The sequence below is a fragment of the Sphingomonas oligoaromativorans genome (assembly GCF_011762195.1).
GTDB lineage: Bacteria > Pseudomonadota > Alphaproteobacteria > Sphingomonadales > Sphingomonadaceae > Solisphingomonas > Solisphingomonas oligoaromativorans.
The window spans coordinates 180533-196700 of record NZ_JAASQK010000001.1; the positions used below are offsets into that span (position 1 = coordinate 180533).

The following is a 16168-nucleotide window of genomic DNA, read 5'->3' on the forward strand; positions in this document are numbered from 1 at the left end:
GTGTCGCCCGCGCGGAGGCTCAGGTCAAGCGCGGCGGCGGCGGAGCAGCGCTTTCGTCTCGCGCCAGTCGAACGCGCCGAACAGGAAGGCGCAGCCGAAATAGCAGATGCCCGCCGGCACGATCAGCATCAGCAGCGCCACGATCCGCGCGCCCACCGAGCCGCCGGCCCGCGCCGCGCAGAACGGATCGAGCCACAGCAGCAGCGCCGCCATCGCCAGCGCGGCCAGTGCCAGCCGGATCGCGCGGCGCTTCAGTTGCGCGTCGATCGCGAAATGCCCGCGCCGGTGCAGCACCCAGTAGAGCAGGCCGACATTGATCCACGCGCAGCTCGCGCCCGAGATCGCGAGGCCGACATAAGAGAGGTTGGTGCCGAACACGAAGAACAGGTTGAGCGCCATGTTGCACGCCATCTCGGTCATCGCGATGCGGACGGGCGTCCTGGTGTCGGCGCGGGCGTAGAAGCCGGGCGTGAACACCTTGATGAGGATGTAGGCCGGCAGCCCGCACGAGAAGGCGGTCAGCACCGCCGCCGACGCCTGCGTGTCGTGGGCGGTGAAGGCGCCCGTCTGGAACAGCGCGCGGATCAGCGTGGTCGAGCCGATCATCAGCCCGGCGGTCGCGGGGAGGGTGAGCAGCAGCGACAGCTCGATCGCGCGGTTCTGCGTGACGATCGCGGCCTTCTCGTCGCCCTGGCCGATCTGTCGGGAGATGACGGGCAGGATCGCGGTGCCGACCCCGATGCCGACCAGCGCGAGCGGCAACTGGTTCAGCCGATCCGCATAATAGATGTAGGAGACGGCGCCCTGGCCGAGGAAGCCGGCCGCCAGCATGGTGATGACGAGCAGGTTGAACTGCACCGCCCCCGCGCCGATCGCGGCGGGCCAGATCACCGAGAGCAGCTTCCTCACCTCGGGATTGAGGGTCGGGCGCTTGAGCCTCAGCTTCACGCCCGCCGATCGCGCGGCGAGGATCAGCCACAGCAATTGCGCGACGCCCGAGATGGTGACGGCCAGCGCCTGCGTATGGGCGATGTCGATCGCGTCGTTGCCCCGGAAGAAGAGCAGCGCCACGATCATGCAGATATTGAGCAGCACCGGCGCCGCCGCGTTCACCCAGAAGCGGTTGAGCGAGTTCATGATGCCGCCGAGCAGCGACACCAGCGAGATCAGCGCCAGATAGGGGAAGGTGAGCTGCGTCAGGTGGACGGCCAGATCGAACTTGGCCGGTCCTCCGCCGTCCTTGAAGCCGAAGGTGATGAGCCACACGATCGGCCGGGGAAAGGCTATGATGAGCGTGGTGAACACCGCCAGGAAGGGCAGCAGCACCGAGAGCACATTCTCGGCGAAGCGCAGGCCATCGGGCAGGCCCTCTCGCCCTTCCGCTTCGGCTTGCCCCACGACGCGGTTGAACATCGGCACGAAGGCGGCGGAGAAGGCACCCTCGGCGAACAGCGAGCGGAACAGATTGGGCAGTCGCCACGCGACCAGGAAGGCGTCGTTGGCGAACCCCGCGCCGACGAAATGCGCCATCAACTGATCGCGGACGAAACCGAGGACGCGGCTGACGAGCGTCAACCCGCCGATGGTGGCGGTGTTCCTGACGAGACTCATCCGCCCCCGCGCCCCCGGCCGTTGGTCAGTCTAACGGGAAGATCAGGCCTGGCCGGCCGGCTCGCCCATGATCCCGCCCTGCTGGGCAAGCTGCGAGAAATAGAGCGCGTTGAAGTCGATCGGATCGAGCATCAGCGGCGGGAAGCCGCCGTCGCGCACCGCATCGGCCACCACGCGGCGGGCGAAGGGGAAGAGCAGGCGCGGCGCTTCGCCGAGCAGGAAGGGCTGGGTCGCCTCGGCCGGCACGTTGCGCAGCGCGAAGAGGCCGCCATAGAGCAGCTCCAGCTTGAAGGCGACGCCTTCGGGCGCGGTCGCGGTGATCTCGATGCGCAGCGCGGATTCGTGCAGCTCGTCGGCGATCTGCTGGGTGCCGATGTTGAACTGCACATCGATCTGCGGCTGGTTCTGCCAATTGTAGACGGCCGGGGCGTTCGGATTCTCGAAGGAGAAATCCTTCACATATTGCGCCAACATGCCGACCTGCGGCGCGCTTTCCTCGCCATTGGGCTGCGGCACGGTCAGGAAATCGGGGGCCTCGTTCTCGGCCATCTGGCGTCATCCTTGTTGGCTTGATCTGGCTGCCTGCGGTGGCCGCGAGGCATGTTCGGCGCGTAGCAGCCGTGCCCGGCAAGGGCAATGCCACCCGCCCGCGAGACGGACTGACCGTGCGAGATTTGAAACCGGAGCCCGGCTCCCCTATGTAGGGCGAGAGTTATGACCTGCGGGCGCGGCTTGGCGCCCGACTGTGGAGGTTCGGTGCCCGAGATCATCATCCTGGCTTGCGTCGCCCTGTTTGTCGGCCTGCGGCTCTATGCCGTGCTTGGCCGCCGCACCGGCCATGAGCAGTCGATCGTCAAGCCCGCGGACGTGCAGCCTTCGCCGCTGGTCGTCCGCCCGGCCGCCGAACCGGTGGTGGAGCGCAAGGTCGAAGCCGTGGGGGCCGCCTCCGCGATGATCGATCCGCACGCGCTGGACGGGGTGCGCTCCGTCGTCTCCGCCGATCCGCATTTCGACGTGGCGGGCTTCCTCGATGGCGCTCGCTCGGCCTATCGCATGGTGCTGGAGGCGTTCTGGCGCGGTGACGAGGCGGAACTGCGCCGTCTGGTCGACGATGAGGTGTATGACGCCTTCCGCGAATCCATCGAGGCGCGCCGCGAGGCGGGCGAGACGGTGGAGAATCGCCTCGTCGCGATCGAGCGCTCGCAAATCCACAGTGCCGGCATGGCGGGGCAGATGGCGGTGGTCGCCGTCCGATTCGACGCGGATATCGCGGCCATCACCCGCGACGCCGAAGGCAATGTCGTCGCCGGATCGCTGACCGACGCCGTGCAGACCCACGATCTGTGGACGTTCAGCCGCAATGTGCGGATCGACGATCCCAACTGGATCCTGATCGAGACCGACGAGGCGGCATGAGCCGTCTCCGGCTCGCGGCCGTTGCCGCGCTCGCGCTGACCGTATCGGCCTGCGTCGCGCCGCATGGCGCGGCTCCGGTGCGGCCCGTGACGCCGCCTCCCGTCCATCCGGCGCCGCCGCCCTCCACGGGCAAGGGGCCGGTTCCCACCGTCACCACCGGCACGGCGCTGACCGCCGGCGTGCGGCCGGGGCCGTCGATCGCCTCGCTGCCGATCGATCCGGTGCGGGCGCGGGGGGCGCTGGCCGCGTTCCGCCTGTCCTGCCCGGCGCTGCTCAAGCGGACGGACAGGAGCGGCCTCACCCGTGGGGCCGACTGGCAGCCCGCCTGCACCGCCGCACCGGGCTGGCCGGATGCGCAGGCGGCCGGCTTCTTCCAGCGTTATTTCGAGACGGCCGAGGTGGGCGGCGGGCGGCTCTACGCCACCGGCTATTTCGAACCCGAGATCGCCGCCTCGCTTCAGCAGGCGCCCGGATACGACGTGCCGATCTACGGCGTGCCCGACGATCTGGCCGAGGCCGATCTCGGCCTGTGGGCGGCGGACCTCAAGGGCCGCAAGATTCGCGGCCATGCGGTGAACGGCAAGTTCGTCCCCTATTTCGACCGCACCCAGATCGAGGCCGGCGCGATGCAGGACCATGCCCCGGTGCTGGCCTATGCCGCCGACAAGATCGAATTCTTCTTTCTCCAGATCCAGGGTTCCGGCCGCCTGCGCCTGCCCGACGGCAGCGTGGTGCGGATCGGCTATGCCGGGCAGAACGGCCTCTCCTACACCGGTATCGGCAAGGCGATGATCGCGCAGGGGCTCATCACGCCCGCGCAGGGATCAATGCAGGGCATCGTCGGCTGGCTGCGCGCGCACCCCGATCAGGCGGACGGCGTGATGCGGCAGAACCGCAGCTTCATCTTCTTCAAGCCGTTGGCCGGTGCCGGCCCGCTGGGCGCCATGGGCGTGCCGGTGACGCCGCGCGCCACGGTGGCGGCTGACCCGGCCTTCACGCCTCTGGGCGCGCCGGTCTGGCTCTCGGCGGACCGGACGGACGCGGCTGGCCTGTGGGTGGCGCAGGATACCGGCGGCGCGATCAAGGGCGCCAACCGCTTCGACACCTTCTGGGGCGCGGGCGACGACGCGGCGCGGATCGCGGGCGGCATGTCCGCGCGGGGCTCCGCGTTCCTGCTGTTGCCGGTCGGCACGGTCGCACGGCTGAACGGCGATGCCGGACAAGCCGCTCGACCCTGACGCGCGCGCGCTCTGGCAGCGTGTCGCCGAGACCGTCCGGCCTCTGAAGGGGCGTCGCCTGCTCAGGAAGGCGGCGCTGCCGGTGGTGCCGGTCGAAAAGCCGATCCCGGTGCGCGCGCCTGCGCCCAGGCCGATCGCCAAGGCGACCACGCCTGGCGACACGCTCGATGGCGGCTGGGACCGGCGGCTGCGGCGCGGCGTGGTGGGGCCGGACCTCACCATCGACCTGCACGGCTACACGCTGACGGCCGCGCATGAGGTGCTGGAGGCGGAGCTGGGCCGTGCGATCCAGCGCCATGCGCGACTGGTGCTGCTGGTGACGGGCCGCCCGCCGCGCGACTCCACCGAGCGGATCGACGGGCGACCGGTGCGCGGCGCCATCCGCGCCTCGATCGGGGACTGGCTGCACCATTCGCGGCACTCCAGCCACATCGCGGCGGTGCGCAGCGCGCACCCGAGGCATGGCGGGGCTGGGGCGCTCTATGTGGTGCTGCGGCGGACTAGGGGGTAGGTTATAAATAGCGACACAATAGGCCGATCCGCCGAGCATCCTCCGTTTCGGCATCGGGACCATCCGACCCTGTCCTGCGGTCGAAGACCATTTAGATAAAAACACCAGATTGATTCTATCCAGTGATGTCAAAATTCCCGTGTGTGGTATTCTTAGTAGACGGGGGGCTTATGAATATAATTCATTACGCATTGGTGGGTATAGGGCTCTGCATCTCTTCGGCGGGCAATGCTCAAGTCGTGGCAACCTCGATAAAATCGGCGCAACTAAGTAAAATTGTTATCAATCCGGATATCCCTAAAGCCAATCAGCACGTGAAGTCAGGCAGTATCTGCTTGTGGGCTGGAAGCCCGATCAATTTTGGATCTCAAGAGCGCACGCTTAACTACGAGAGATTTGATAGGCTTTTTTCAACGGCGCTTAATGCCCATGGTTTTAAAGCCATTGCGAAATCTGCGGATATGTTTGAGGGTGAAGGCAACAGCGCCAAGCCAGATTTCTTGGTTGGTGCCACGCTGCGTCCACAGACTGTTAACGTCTGCGATTCAATCGGTGGCTTGAAAGGCGCTATCGCGATCTCTGTTGAATGGCAAATTTACGACCGTAGTAAGCAGCAAGTGGTTGAAACGGTGACGACAGAGGGGACTGGCCAATCGTTAAAATTCCAGGCGAGCGGCCTCAATCTGATTATCGACCAAGCGTTTTCGGCCGCAGCAGTAGCGTTAATCAGTCAAGGGGTGATTCAAAAATATCTTGGTACTCCAGGGTCTTCGTCCGTTATTCAGTGAATAAAACAGTAGAGAATCTGACCGAAGTCCACCAATCCCCGCCTCACCCCACCACCTTCCGCAGCACCGCTTCATAGATATCCGCCAACTGTCGCAGGTCATCCACTGCCGCCGCTTCGTCCAGCTTGTGCATTGTTGCGTTGGGCAGGCCGAACTCCACAGTCGGCGCGATCTGGGAGAGGAAGCGCGCGTCCGACGTGCCGCCCGTGGTCGAGAGCTGCGCCGTGATGTCGATCACCTCGTGGATCGCCTCCGACACCAAAGTGGACAGCGCCCCCGGCTCGGTGAGGAAGGCCTCGCCGGAGATCATCGCCTCGACGCTTGCGCGCGGGGCCTCCTCGGCGACGATGCGGCGGATTTCCGCCTCCAGCGCATGGCCCTTCTGCTCGTCGTTGAAGCGGATGTTGAGCCGCGCCCGCGCGCCGCCGGGGATGACGTTGGTGGCGCTGTTGCCCACCTCGATGTCGGTCACCTCCAGGTTGGAGGGCTGGAACCAGGCATTGCCATGATCGAGCCGCCAGCTCTTCAGCCGGTCGAGGATGCGGACCAGCCGCGTCACCGGATTGTCCGCGAGGTGGGGGTAGGCGACATGGCCCTGCGTGCCGGGCACCTCGATCCACGCGTTGATCGATCCGCGCCGGCCGATCTTGATCGTGTCGCCGAGCCGCGCGTCGGATGTGGGCTCGCCGACGAGGATCATGTCCGGGCGGATGCCGCGCTCGGCCATCCACGCGATGATCGCGCGGGTGCCGTGGATGGCGGGGCCTTCCTCGTCGCCGGTGATGAGCAGGCTGATCGTGCCCTTGTGCTCGGGCACGCGCTCCGCCGCCGCGATGAAGGCGCCGATCGCGCCCTTCATGTCGACGGCGCCGCGTCCGTAGAGCAGATCGCCCCGGATCACCGGCTCGAACGCGCCGGAGGTCCAGCCGCCGCCCGCCGGCACCACGTCGCTGTGCCCCGCGAAGGCGAAGTGCGGCGCGCCATGGCCGCGGATCGCGACGAGGTTCTCCACCGGCCCATGCGGCGCCTCGCCCGAGGAGAAGCGGTGGACGGTGAAGCCCTGAGCCTCCAGCGCTTGGCTCAGCACATCCTGCGCGCCGGCATCGGCGGGGGTGACGCTGGCGCAGCGGATGAGATCGGCGGTGAGCGCCACGGGATCGATTGGACCGGTCATGCCACAGCGGTTAACCTTATGGGCGCGACTTGAACAGGTGCCCCATGCCCCGGATTGACCTCAATATGATCGAGCCGAAGACCGGCAGCGGCTATCCCGAGCCCTATAACCTCGCCGCGCAGAAGCGGCAGGTGCGGCCGCTCTCACGCCCGGCGGGGCTGGCCGACTTCGAGGCCAATCATGTCATCCTGCCGCCCGGCGCCTGGTCCAGCCAGCGGCACTGGCATGAGGGGGAGGATGAGTTCCTCGTGATGATCGCCGGCAGCGCGATGCTGGTCGACGATTCGGGGGAGACGCCGCTCGCCCCCGGCGACTGCGCGGCCTTCCCCAGGAATGACGGCAACGGCCATCATGTCATCGCGGGCGACGGGGGCTGCACCTTCGTGGTGATCGGGGTGGCCGAGACGAGCCTCTGCCACTATCCCGACGCCGACCTGCTCTACGACGCGGCCGCCGACCGCTATCTGCACAGGGACGGGACGCCCTATTCCTGATCCGGGAGCGTCTCGAACTTCTCGATCACCCAGTCCTCGGCCTGCGCGCCGGCGATCCAGTCCTGCATGAAGGGGTGCGAGAAGATCGCCTGCATGTAGGGCAGCGCGAAACGCGGCACCGGCAGGGCATAGGTGACGATCCGCGTGCAGACCGGCGCGAACATGATGTCCGCCGCGCTGAACTGGCCGAACAGGAACTCGCCGCTGCTGCCGAAGCGGGCGCGGGCCTGCGCCCACAGCTCGTAGAGGCGCGCGAGATCGGCCTGGACCGCTTCGGAGGGCTTATAGTCCGGGAAGCGGCGGCGGATGTTCATGCTGCATTCGCGGCGCAGCGCCGCGAAGCTCGAATGCATCTCGGCGGCCATCGAGCGGGCCATGGCGCGGGCGGCATCGTCCTCCGGCCAGAATTTCTCGCGGCCGACGCGATCGGCGAGCCAGTCGACGATGGCGAGCGAGTCCCAGACGACGGTGTCGCCGTCCCACAGGATCGGCACCTTGCCGGAGGAGGGGGCGAACTCATCGCCCTCGCGCACCTTGTCCCACGCCTCGTCGTACAGCGGCACGACGATCTCCTCGAAGGGGAGGCCGGATTGCTTGACCGCCAGCCAGCCGCGCAGCGACCAGGAGGAATAGGCCTTGTTGCCGATGATGAGCTTGAGCATGGGCCGGGTTGTCGCGGGGAGGCGGGCCGAGGTCAACCTTCTTGAGCCCCTCCCTGGAAGGGAGGGGTTGGGGTGGGTCTGGCTCCGTATCGGCGTTCCACCCGCCCCAAGCGAACCCACCCCCGACCCCTCCCTCTGAGGGAGGGGAGTTCAGGCCGCGATCGCGTCCAGAACGGCGGCGCGCAGTTCCGGGATGCCCGCGCCCGTCTCGCTCGACGTCGGCAGGATCACCGGGTGCGCGGCGACATGCTTGCGCGCCTCGGCCTCCGTCTCGGCCATCACCTTGGCGAGTTCGGTCGGCTTGATCTTGTCGGCCTTGGTGAGGACGAGCTGATAGCTCACCGCCGCCTTGTCGAGCATAGTCATCAGCTCGCGATCGACGTCCTTCAGGCCATGGCGGCTGTCGACCAGCACGAGCACGCGCGACAGCACGGCCCGGCCGCGCAGATAGTCGTTCACGAGGAACTTCCAGCGCTTCACCATGTCCTTGGGGGCCTTGGCGAAGCCGTAGCCCGGCATGTCGACCAGCCGGAAAGCCAGCGGATCGCCGACGTCGAACAGGTTCAGCTCCTGCGTCCGGCCCGGCGTGTTCGACGTGCGGGCCAGCGCGCTGCGGTTGACCAGCGCGTTGATGAGCGTCGACTTGCCGACGTTCGACCGCCCGGCGAACGCCACTTCCGGGGCGTTCGGATCGGGGAGGAACTTCAGGTCCGGCGCGGACTTGAGGAAGGCGACGTGGCCGGCGAACAGTTTGCGCGCCGCCTCCAGCCGCTCGGCCGCCTCCTCAGGGGTGAGCGTGTCGTTCACTTGGTCGCCGCCGGAACCGGATTGCGCCGGTTCAGCCACTGCATCTGCGCGACCGTGATGAGGTTGGACGCGATGTAGTAGATCTGAAGGCCCGCCGCGAAGGGCGACATGATGAACATCATGAACCACGGCATCAGCGCGAAGATCTGCTTCTGGCTCGGGTCCATCGTCATCTGCGGATTGAGCTTGAACTGGAGCCACATGGTGATGCCGAGGATGATCGCCAGCACCGACAGATGCATGAAGCCGGTCGGCTCGAACGGCAGGAAGCCGAACAGGTTGACGGGCGTCAGCGGATCGGGCGCGGAGAGATCCTTGATCCACAGCATGAAGGGCTGATGGCGCATTTCGAGCGTCAGCGTCAGCACCTTGTAGAGCGCGTAGAAGATCGGAATCTGGAGGAAGACGGGCAGGCAGCCGGCGAGGGGATTGATCTTCTCCTCGCGGTACAGCTTCATCATCTCCTCCTGGAGCTTGGGCTTGTCGCCCTTGTGACGCTCCTGGAGGGCCTTCATCTTCGGCTGCACCAGCTTCATCTGATGGGCCGACTTGAACTGCTTGTGGGCGATCGGGAACATCACCGCGCGGACCAGCACGGTCAGCAGGATGATGGCGACGCCGAAATTGCCGACCTGCTTGAACAGCCAGTCGAGGATCTTGAAGATCGGCTTCTCGAACCAGATGAACCAGCCCCAGTCGATCGCGCGGTCCAGCTTGGCGATGCCGGGCTTGCCGACATAGCGATCCAGCAGCGCGGCATCCTTGCCGCCCGCGAACAGATAGGACTGCACGGTGGCGGACTGGGTCGGCGACACGGTCTTGGGGGCGGTGCTGAACTCGGCCTGATACTGGCCGTTCTGCCCGCGGAACTCGGCGTCGACCGGCTGCGACTGGTCGGGCGCGACCGCCGTCAGCCAGTATTTGTCGCCGAAGCCGAGCCAGCCGCCGGTGGTCTGGAAAGACTTGCCGGTGCCGCCGGCCTCGTCGAGATCCTTCCAGTCGACCGAATAGTCGGCGGCGTTGTTGAACACGCCGATCGGGCCGACATGCTGCGCGTGGCTGGTCGGATCCTTCGACTGGCCGGTGCGGTTCACGAAGCTGTAGGGGCGGGTGACGATCGCGGTCTGCGCGCCGTTGGTGACGCTCTGCTGGACCGTGAAGAGATAGCCGTCGTCGACCGAGAGCTTGATGGCGAAGGCCTGGCCCTGGCCGTTGCTCCACGTCAGCGTCACAGGCTTGTTCGGCGCCAGCACGTCGCCGGTCGCGGTCCACACGGTGTTGGCGTCGGGCAGCGCCACGCCCTGTCCGGTCCAGCCGAAGCCGGCGAAATAGGCGTCCGCGCTGCCTTCCGGCGAGAAGATGCGGACGGGCGGCGAATCCTTGGCGATCGTCTCGCGCTGGGTGGTGAGCACCAGATCGTCGAGGCGCGCGCCCTTGAGATCGATCGAGCCGGCGAGCAGCGGCGTCTCGATCTTCACGCGGGGCGATTCGGCGAGCACCACATTGCGATCCCGCACGGCGGCGGGGCCGTTGGACACGGGCGTCGCGCTCGGCAGCGGAACCGTCTTGCCATGCACGATCTGGGTGCTGGGCTTGTTGGCGGTCGGGAAGACGCGGTCAGAGATCAGCGCCCAGCCCAGAAGCACGAGTGCGGACAATACGAGCGCGAGGATCAGATTGCGCTGTTCGTTCACCGAAACACCCCCAAGAGGAAAAGCAGGTTCGGACGCCCCTGTCAGGGCACCGGGTCATATCCATGGCCGCCCAGCGGGTGGCAGCGGCAGATGCGCCGCGCCGCCAGCCAGGAGCCGCGCGCTGCGCCATAGCGCGTCCAGGCCTCGATCGCATAGGCCGAACAGGAAGGAATGAAACGACAGGTCGGCCCCATCATCGCGGAAGGGCCTGCCTGCCAGGCGCGCGCCACGGCGACGAGGCCACGCGTGGCGAGGCCTTTCGATGTCACCGGGCGAGCTTTCGGAGCGCCGCGCCGAATTCGTCGCGCAGCAGGGCGAAATCGCGCTCGATCCCGCCATTGCGGCCGATCAGGATATGATCGGCGCCCGCGAATCCGTGGACCGGCAGCAATTCGGCGGCGAGCGCCCGGAAACGGCGCTTCATGCGGTTGCGAACCACCGCGTTGCCGACCTTCTTGGTGATGGTGATGCCGACGCGCATGGTCGGGTCATCATCCTCGCGCTTCCTCACCAACAGCACGAAGCCGGGCATAGCCCGGCGCAAGCCTCCGTTCGCCGCGAGGAAATCCGCGCGGCGCCGGAGTTTCGTGAGGACGAGGTCGCTCAGGCCGAGAGCGACTTGCGGCCACGCGCGCGGCGGGCGGCGAGAACCTTGCGGCCGGCGGCGGTGGCCGAACGGTTGCGGAAACCATGGCGACGCTTGCGCACGAGGTTGCTGGGCTGGAAAGTGCGCTTCATCGGTCAATCCCTTGAACGTCTGCGAACGAAAAAGGGCCGCCGGAAGGTGGCGGCCACGGTTGGTCGGTCCGATAGGGAAATGGGCGCGCGGAGTCAATCCAGAGGGACGGCGAGCGCCGGTTTTTCCCTCTCGCGGCGCCGGCGGGCGCTGCGGCGGCGCATTCCCCAGTCCACCCATTCGCCGAGCCTGGGCCAGCGGCGCTTGGTGCGGACATAGAAGCGCCGCGCCCAGGGCGACGTCTCCAGCAGCAGCGCGAAGCCCGCCGCCAGCACGAAGATGCCGCCCGGCCCCGGCAGCAGGCCGACGATCGGCGCGGACAGGATCAGCACCCAGCCGAACGCGAACAGCATATGCCGCATCGCGTGGGTGCGTCGCCATGTCTGCCATCGTGCGCGCCATGTCATCGGGGATGAATGTGGGGGATGCGTATGACAATCGCAATCGCTGGACAGGCGCTTCGGCGCGGCTAGGGTGCGGATCGGGGCATATCGGGGGGTAGCGTGGTCGCGATTGTCTCGACCGTGGCGTTTCTGGGGCTGGAGGCGAGGGCCGTCGAGGTGCAGGTGCAGCTCGCGGCGGGGCTGCCGGCGTTCGTGATGGTCGGCCTGCCCGACAAGGCGGTGGGCGAGAGCCGGGAGCGGGTGCGCGCGGCGCTCGCCGCGATCGGGCTGGCGCTGCCGCCCAAGCGCATCACCGTCAATCTCTCGCCCGCCGACCTCCCCAAGGAGGGTTCGCATTTCGATCTGCCGATCGCGCTCGGCCTGCTCGCCGCGATGGGCGTGGTGGATCATGAGACGCTGAGCGGTTTCGTCGCGGTGGGCGAGCTGGGGCTGGACGGCCGCGTCGCGCCCGCGCCCGGCGTGCTGCTGGCGGCGCTTCATGCATCGGAGCAAGAGAAGGGGCTGATCTGCCCCGCCTCACAGGGGCCGGAGGCGGCGTGGGCGGGCCGTATCGAGGTGGTCGCGGCGCCGGACCTGCTGGCGCTCATCAATCATCTGAAGGGCAGCGGCCAGATCGCGCCGCCGGGCGCCGGGCAGGTCGAGCCGCCGGTGATGGGGCCGGACCTCAAGCAAGTGAAGGGGCAGGAGACCGCCAAGCGCGCGCTGGAGATCGCGGCGGCGGGCGGCCATAACATGCTGATGGTCGGCCCGCCGGGAGCGGGCAAGTCGCTGCTGGCCTCATGCCTGCCGGGAATTCTTCCCGATCTTGCGCCGGCCGAGGCGCTGGAGGTGTCGATGGTGGCGAGCGTCGCGGGGGAGCTGCCCGGCGGCAGGCTGCTCCGCGCCCGGCCGTTCCGCAGCCCGCATCATTCCGCCTCGATGGCGGCGCTGACCGGGGGAGGCCTGCGCGCCAGGCCCGGAGAGGTGAGCCTCGCCCATCTCGGCGTGCTGTTCCTCGACGAATTGGCGGAGTTCCAGCGCCCGGTGCTCGATTCGCTGCGCCAGCCGATCGAGACGGGCAAGGTGTCGGTCGCGCGGGCGAATGCGCATGTCACCTTCCCGGCACGGGTGCAGTTGGTGGCGGCGATGAACCCATGTCGGTGCGGGCATCTCGGCGATGCCTCGCTGGCCTGCGCCCGCGCGCCGCGCTGCGCCGCCGATTATCAGGCCAAGGTGTCGGGGCCGCTGCTCGATCGCATCGATCTGCATGTCGAGGTGCAGGCGGTGTCGGCCGCCGATCTCGTCCTGCCGCCGCCCGCGGAGGGGTCGTCCGAAGTGGCGGGGCGCGTCGCAGAGGCGCGGGGCGTGCAGACGGCGCGCTACCGGGGACATGCGGCCCGCACCAACGCGGAGGCGGACGGCGATCTGCTCGATCGCGTCGCCACGCCCGACGAGGCGGGCCGCGCGCTCCTCGCGCAGGCGGCGGAGGCGATGCGGCTCTCCGCACGCGGCTATCACCGGGTTTTGCGCGTCGCGCGAACGATCGCGGATCTGGCCGGCGCGGAGATCGTCGGGCGCGTCCACATCGCGGAGGCGTTGAGCTATCGGCGGAGGGCGCCGGTCAACTGACAGGGGAGGGACGAAGATGGAATGGATGATCCTGCCGCTCAAGCGCTACGCCCAATTCAACGGCCGCTCGACGCGGCGCGAATTCTGGATGTGGGTGGTGTTCCTCATCATCGTGTCGATCGTGCTCAGCATCGTCGACGGGGTGCTGGGGCTCGGCGGCTCCAACAGCCTCACGCATACCAGCCTCGCCGGGCCTGACGCGTCCGGTTTCAGCTATGGCGCCGCGACGCGGGGCGGCTGGCTCACCGGCCTGTTCAGCCTGGCCGTGCTGGTGCCCAACATCGCCGTCAGCGTCCGCCGGCTGCATGACATCAACCGCAGCGGCTGGTGGATTCTGATGCCGGTGGCACCCTATGCGCTGGGCTTCATCCTGATGGCGAGCGTCCACACCTTCATCGTGGCCGGCCTGATGATGTTTCTGGGCTTCGTCGGCGCGATCGTGCTGCTGGTCTGGTACTGCCTGCGCGGCACGCCCGGCCCCAACCGTTTCGGGCCTGATCCGCTGGCCGACATGTCCGATCTCAGCGAGACGTTCCGCTAGGCGGGGCGTGCGAACGCTACCATTAGAGGCTTGACCCGGACAACGTTGTCGTCCGACGATGGGCTCGCGCCGCGACACAGACAGGCGGCGCGAGGAGGGGCATGGCCAGTTCAGCGATCGGGGCGTTCGCGCGCCTCCCGGACCTCGCCTGGCCGGTGCTCCGGGGGGCGGTCGTTCCGGCCTGCCCCGACATCATCGCCGACCGTCCGGCCCACCTGAGAGGATGCCCATGCGCGCTTCGTTGTTCCTGACCACCGCCATCGCCTGCGCGCTGGCGAGCGCGGCCACCGCCGCCGCTCCCGAGGCTGCTCCCGCCATCAGCCCCACCGCGTGGAAGAACACCGCGCTCTCCGCCGATCAGCGCGCCGACCTGCTGGTGAAGGCGATGACCGAGGACGAGAAGCTGGTGGTCGTCACCGGCTATTTCGGCGTGCAGCAGGACTGGAACAAGTTCCGCTTCCCCGAGGCGCGGCTCCAGTCGGCGGGCTTCGTGCCGGGCGTGCCGCGCCTCGGCTTCACCCCGCAATGGCAGAGCGATGCCGGCAGCGGCGTCGCGACGCAGGGCGAGGCGACCCCGGCCCTGGAGCGCACCGCGCTGCCGTCGGGCATCCTCAGCGCCTCGACCTGGGATCCCGGGATGGCGGAGGCCGGCGGCCGCATGGTCGGCGCGGAGGCGCGCGCGTCGGGCTTCAACGTCCAGCTTGCCGGCGGCATCGATCTCGATCGCGAGCCCGGCAACGGCCGCAACTTCGAATATGGCGGCGAAGATCCGCTGCTCGCGGGCACGATGGTGGGTGCCTTCATCAAGGGCATCCAGTCCAACAAGATCGTCACCACGATCAAGCATTATGCCTTCAACGATCAGGAGACGGGCCGCAACACGGTCGACGTCCATATCGATCCGACGGCGGCGCGCATGTCCGATCTGCTCGCCTTCCAGATCGCCATCGAGAAGGGCGATCCGGGCTCGGTGATGTGCTCCTACAACCTCGTGAACGGCACGCACGCCTGCCAGAACGACTGGCTGCTCAACAAGGTGCTGAAGGGCGACTGGGGCTATAAGGGCTTCGTCATGTCGGATTGGGGCGCCCAGCATGACACGGTGAAGGATGCGCTGGGCGGGCTCGATCAGGAGACCGGCGTCTCGAAGGCCGACAATTATGTCTGGCGCGACAAGCTCAAGGCCGCGATCGCCGAAGGCAAGGTGCCGATGGCGGTGCTGGACGACAAGGTGCGCCGCATCGCCCGCGCGCTGATCGCGAGCGGCGCGATCGATCATCCGGTCGCCCTCGCGCCGATCGATTTCGCCGCCCATGCCAAGGTGTCGCAGGCCGATGCGGAAGCCGGCATCGTGCTGCTCAAGAATGAGGGCGGCATCCTGCCGCTCGCCGGTTCGGCGCGGAAGATCGCGGTGATCGGCGGCCATGCCGATGTCGGCGTGCTGTCGGGCGGCGGCTCGGCGCAGGTCTATTCGCCGGGGGGCAATGCGGTGCGCGGGCTCGGGCCGAAGGCGTGGCCGGGGCCGATCGTCTATGACAAGTCCTCGCCGGTGGAGGCGCTCAAGGCCGAGCGGCCGGGTGCCGCGATCTCCTACAACGCCGGCACCGATCCGGCGGCGGCGGCCGCCGCGGCTAAGGGGGCGGATGTCGCCATCGTCTTCGTGACGCAATGGACGGCGGAGTCGCTCGATTTCCCGCTGACGCTGCCGAACGATCAGGATGCGCTGGTCGCGGCGGTGGCGGCGGCCAACCCCAACACCATCGTCGTGCTGGAGACGGGCGGCGCCGTGACGATGCCGTGGATCGACAGCGTGAAGGGCGTGGTCGAGGCCTGGTATCCCGGCACGCGCGGCGGCCCGGCGATCGCGCGGGTGCTGACCGGCGCGGTGAACCCGTCGGGCCATCTGCCGATCAGCTTTCCGCGTTCGGCCGAGCAGTTCCCCCGCGCCACGATCGCCGGCAAAGGCCTGCCCGAGAAGCAGGTGTTCGACGTCACCTACAGCGAGGGCGCGGCGGTCGGCTACAAATGGCTGGACAAGCAGGGCGCGACCCCGCTGTTCCCGTTCGGTCACGGCCTCAGCTACACGAGCTTCGCGGGCGACGGCGTGTCGGCGAAGCTGGTCGGCGCGGACCTTCGGGTGAGCTTCCGCCTGCGCAACACCGGCAAGGTGGCGGGCGCGGATGTCGGCCAGATCTATGTGTCGCCTGTGGCGGGCGGCTGGGAGTCGGCCAAGCGGCTCGGCGGCTTCCGCAAGCTGACGCTCGCACCGGGGCAGGCGGAGGAGGCGACCGTCACGATCGATCCGCGTCTGCTCGCAACCTGGGACGAGGGGCGCCATGGCTGGCATGTCGCCGCCGGCCGCTATCGTGTGACGCTCGCCACTTCGGCGGCGGATCAGGGGGAGAGCGTGGAGGTGACGCTGCCCGAGCGCTGGCTCCCCGCAGGGCAGGGTGTGAAGGGCGGCGCCTGAGCGCCGCCCCTACG

The 16168-nt window shown here is 68.0% G+C and carries 18 protein-coding genes; 8 read left to right on the forward strand and 10 right to left on the reverse strand.

The annotated features are described in order from the left end of the window. Positions 1-24: 24 nt before the first annotated feature. Together murJ and secB are read right to left on the reverse strand one after the other, a co-directional pair. On the reverse strand, positions 25-1611 hold the full coding sequence (gene murJ / locus FHS98_RS00925; RefSeq protein WP_167098457.1) for a murein biosynthesis integral membrane protein MurJ: 1587 nt from the start codon (positions 1609-1611) through the stop codon (positions 25-27). A 42-nt stretch (positions 1612-1653) separates the two neighbouring features. Further along, positions 1654-2160 (reverse strand): protein-export chaperone SecB, encoded by a 507-nt coding sequence (gene secB / locus FHS98_RS00930; protein WP_167098460.1) that lies wholly within the window; start codon positions 2158-2160, stop codon positions 1654-1656. A gap of 207 nt (positions 2161-2367) precedes the next feature. Between secB and FHS98_RS00935 the strand changes: the two genes are divergently transcribed. The 4 genes from FHS98_RS00935 to FHS98_RS00950 all read left to right on the forward strand — a co-directional run bounded on the left by FHS98_RS00935 (position 2368) and on the right by FHS98_RS00950 (position 5564). After that, a complete protein-coding gene (locus tag FHS98_RS00935; protein ID WP_167098463.1) occupies positions 2368-3027 on the forward strand; it encodes a Tim44/TimA family putative adaptor protein in 660 nt (219 codons plus the stop codon). Further along, positions 3024-4265, forward strand: coding sequence for a murein transglycosylase A (gene mltA, locus FHS98_RS00940; RefSeq protein WP_167098466.1), 1242 nt, complete (start codon positions 3024-3026; stop codon positions 4263-4265). The genes FHS98_RS00935 and mltA overlap by 4 nt, the downstream gene beginning before the upstream one ends. After that, positions 4240-4776, forward strand: a complete 537-nt coding sequence (locus tag FHS98_RS00945) for a Smr/MutS family protein (protein WP_167098469.1) — start codon at positions 4240-4242, stop codon at positions 4774-4776. The genes mltA and FHS98_RS00945 overlap by 26 nt, the downstream gene beginning before the upstream one ends. A 170-nt stretch (positions 4777-4946) precedes the next feature. Continuing rightward, positions 4947-5564 carry a hypothetical protein gene (locus tag FHS98_RS00950; RefSeq protein WP_167098473.1) on the forward strand — a complete coding sequence of 206 codons (618 nt, stop codon included), beginning with the start codon at positions 4947-4949 and terminating at the stop codon, positions 5562-5564. Between the two features lie 43 nt (positions 5565-5607). Here FHS98_RS00950 and dapE read toward each other — a convergent pair whose 3' ends face one another. Then, entirely contained in the window at positions 5608-6738 is a 1131-nt protein-coding gene (dapE, locus tag FHS98_RS00955) for a succinyl-diaminopimelate desuccinylase (protein WP_167098477.1), read from the reverse strand. Between the two features lie 65 nt (positions 6739-6803). Between dapE and FHS98_RS00960 the strand changes: the two genes are divergently transcribed. Further along, a complete protein-coding gene (locus FHS98_RS00960) occupies positions 6804-7232 on the forward strand; it encodes a cupin domain-containing protein (RefSeq protein WP_341786000.1) in 429 nt (142 codons plus the stop codon). Here the strand turns inward: FHS98_RS00960 and FHS98_RS00965 are convergent. From FHS98_RS00965 to FHS98_RS00995, 7 genes are all read right to left on the reverse strand, one after another. After that, the gene (locus FHS98_RS00965; RefSeq protein WP_167098485.1) at positions 7223-7894 is read right to left on the reverse strand and encodes a glutathione S-transferase family protein; all 672 of its coding nucleotides are present in this window, start codon (positions 7892-7894) and stop codon (positions 7223-7225) included. The two genes, FHS98_RS00960 and FHS98_RS00965, sit on opposite strands and share 10 nt — an antisense overlap. Positions 7895-8044: 150 nt before the next feature. Continuing rightward, positions 8045-8701, reverse strand: coding sequence for a ribosome biogenesis GTP-binding protein YihA/YsxC (yihA, locus tag FHS98_RS00970; protein ID WP_167098489.1), 657 nt, complete (start codon positions 8699-8701; stop codon positions 8045-8047). Beyond that, positions 8698-10395, reverse strand: coding sequence for a membrane protein insertase YidC (yidC, locus tag FHS98_RS00975; RefSeq protein WP_167098492.1), 1698 nt, complete (start codon positions 10393-10395; stop codon positions 8698-8700). The genes yihA and yidC overlap by 4 nt, the downstream gene beginning before the upstream one ends. A gap of 41 nt (positions 10396-10436) precedes the next feature. After that, positions 10437-10664 (reverse strand): membrane protein insertion efficiency factor YidD, encoded by a 228-nt coding sequence (yidD, locus tag FHS98_RS00980; protein WP_167098497.1) that lies wholly within the window; start codon positions 10662-10664, stop codon positions 10437-10439. Next, positions 10661-10939 (reverse strand): ribonuclease P protein component, encoded by a 279-nt coding sequence (gene rnpA, locus FHS98_RS00985; protein WP_243847796.1) that lies wholly within the window; start codon positions 10937-10939, stop codon positions 10661-10663. The genes yidD and rnpA overlap by 4 nt, the downstream gene beginning before the upstream one ends. 59 nt (positions 10940-10998) lie before the next feature. Further along, positions 10999-11133, reverse strand: coding sequence for a 50S ribosomal protein L34 (rpmH, locus tag FHS98_RS00990; protein WP_167100190.1), 135 nt, complete (start codon positions 11131-11133; stop codon positions 10999-11001). Positions 11134-11226: 93 nt separating this feature from the next. Continuing rightward, the gene (locus FHS98_RS00995; protein ID WP_208401895.1) at positions 11227-11538 is read right to left on the reverse strand and encodes a hypothetical protein; all 312 of its coding nucleotides are present in this window, start codon (positions 11536-11538) and stop codon (positions 11227-11229) included. A gap of 96 nt (positions 11539-11634) precedes the next feature. On the opposite strand from FHS98_RS00995, the gene FHS98_RS01000 reads away from it, so the two are divergent. From FHS98_RS01000 to FHS98_RS01010, 3 genes are all read left to right on the forward strand, one after another. Further along, positions 11635-13143, forward strand: a complete 1509-nt coding sequence (locus tag FHS98_RS01000; protein ID WP_167098500.1) for a YifB family Mg chelatase-like AAA ATPase — start codon at positions 11635-11637, stop codon at positions 13141-13143. 16 nt (positions 13144-13159) lie between these two features. Beyond that, positions 13160-13684: a DUF805 domain-containing protein gene (locus FHS98_RS01005; protein ID WP_167098503.1), complete on the forward strand. Its 525-nt coding sequence runs from the start codon at positions 13160-13162 to the stop codon at positions 13682-13684. A gap of 229 nt (positions 13685-13913) precedes the next feature. Further along, positions 13914-16154 (forward strand): beta-glucosidase, encoded by a 2241-nt coding sequence (locus tag FHS98_RS01010; protein ID WP_167098506.1) that lies wholly within the window; start codon positions 13914-13916, stop codon positions 16152-16154. The last annotated feature ends 14 nt before the right edge of the window (positions 16155-16168 follow it).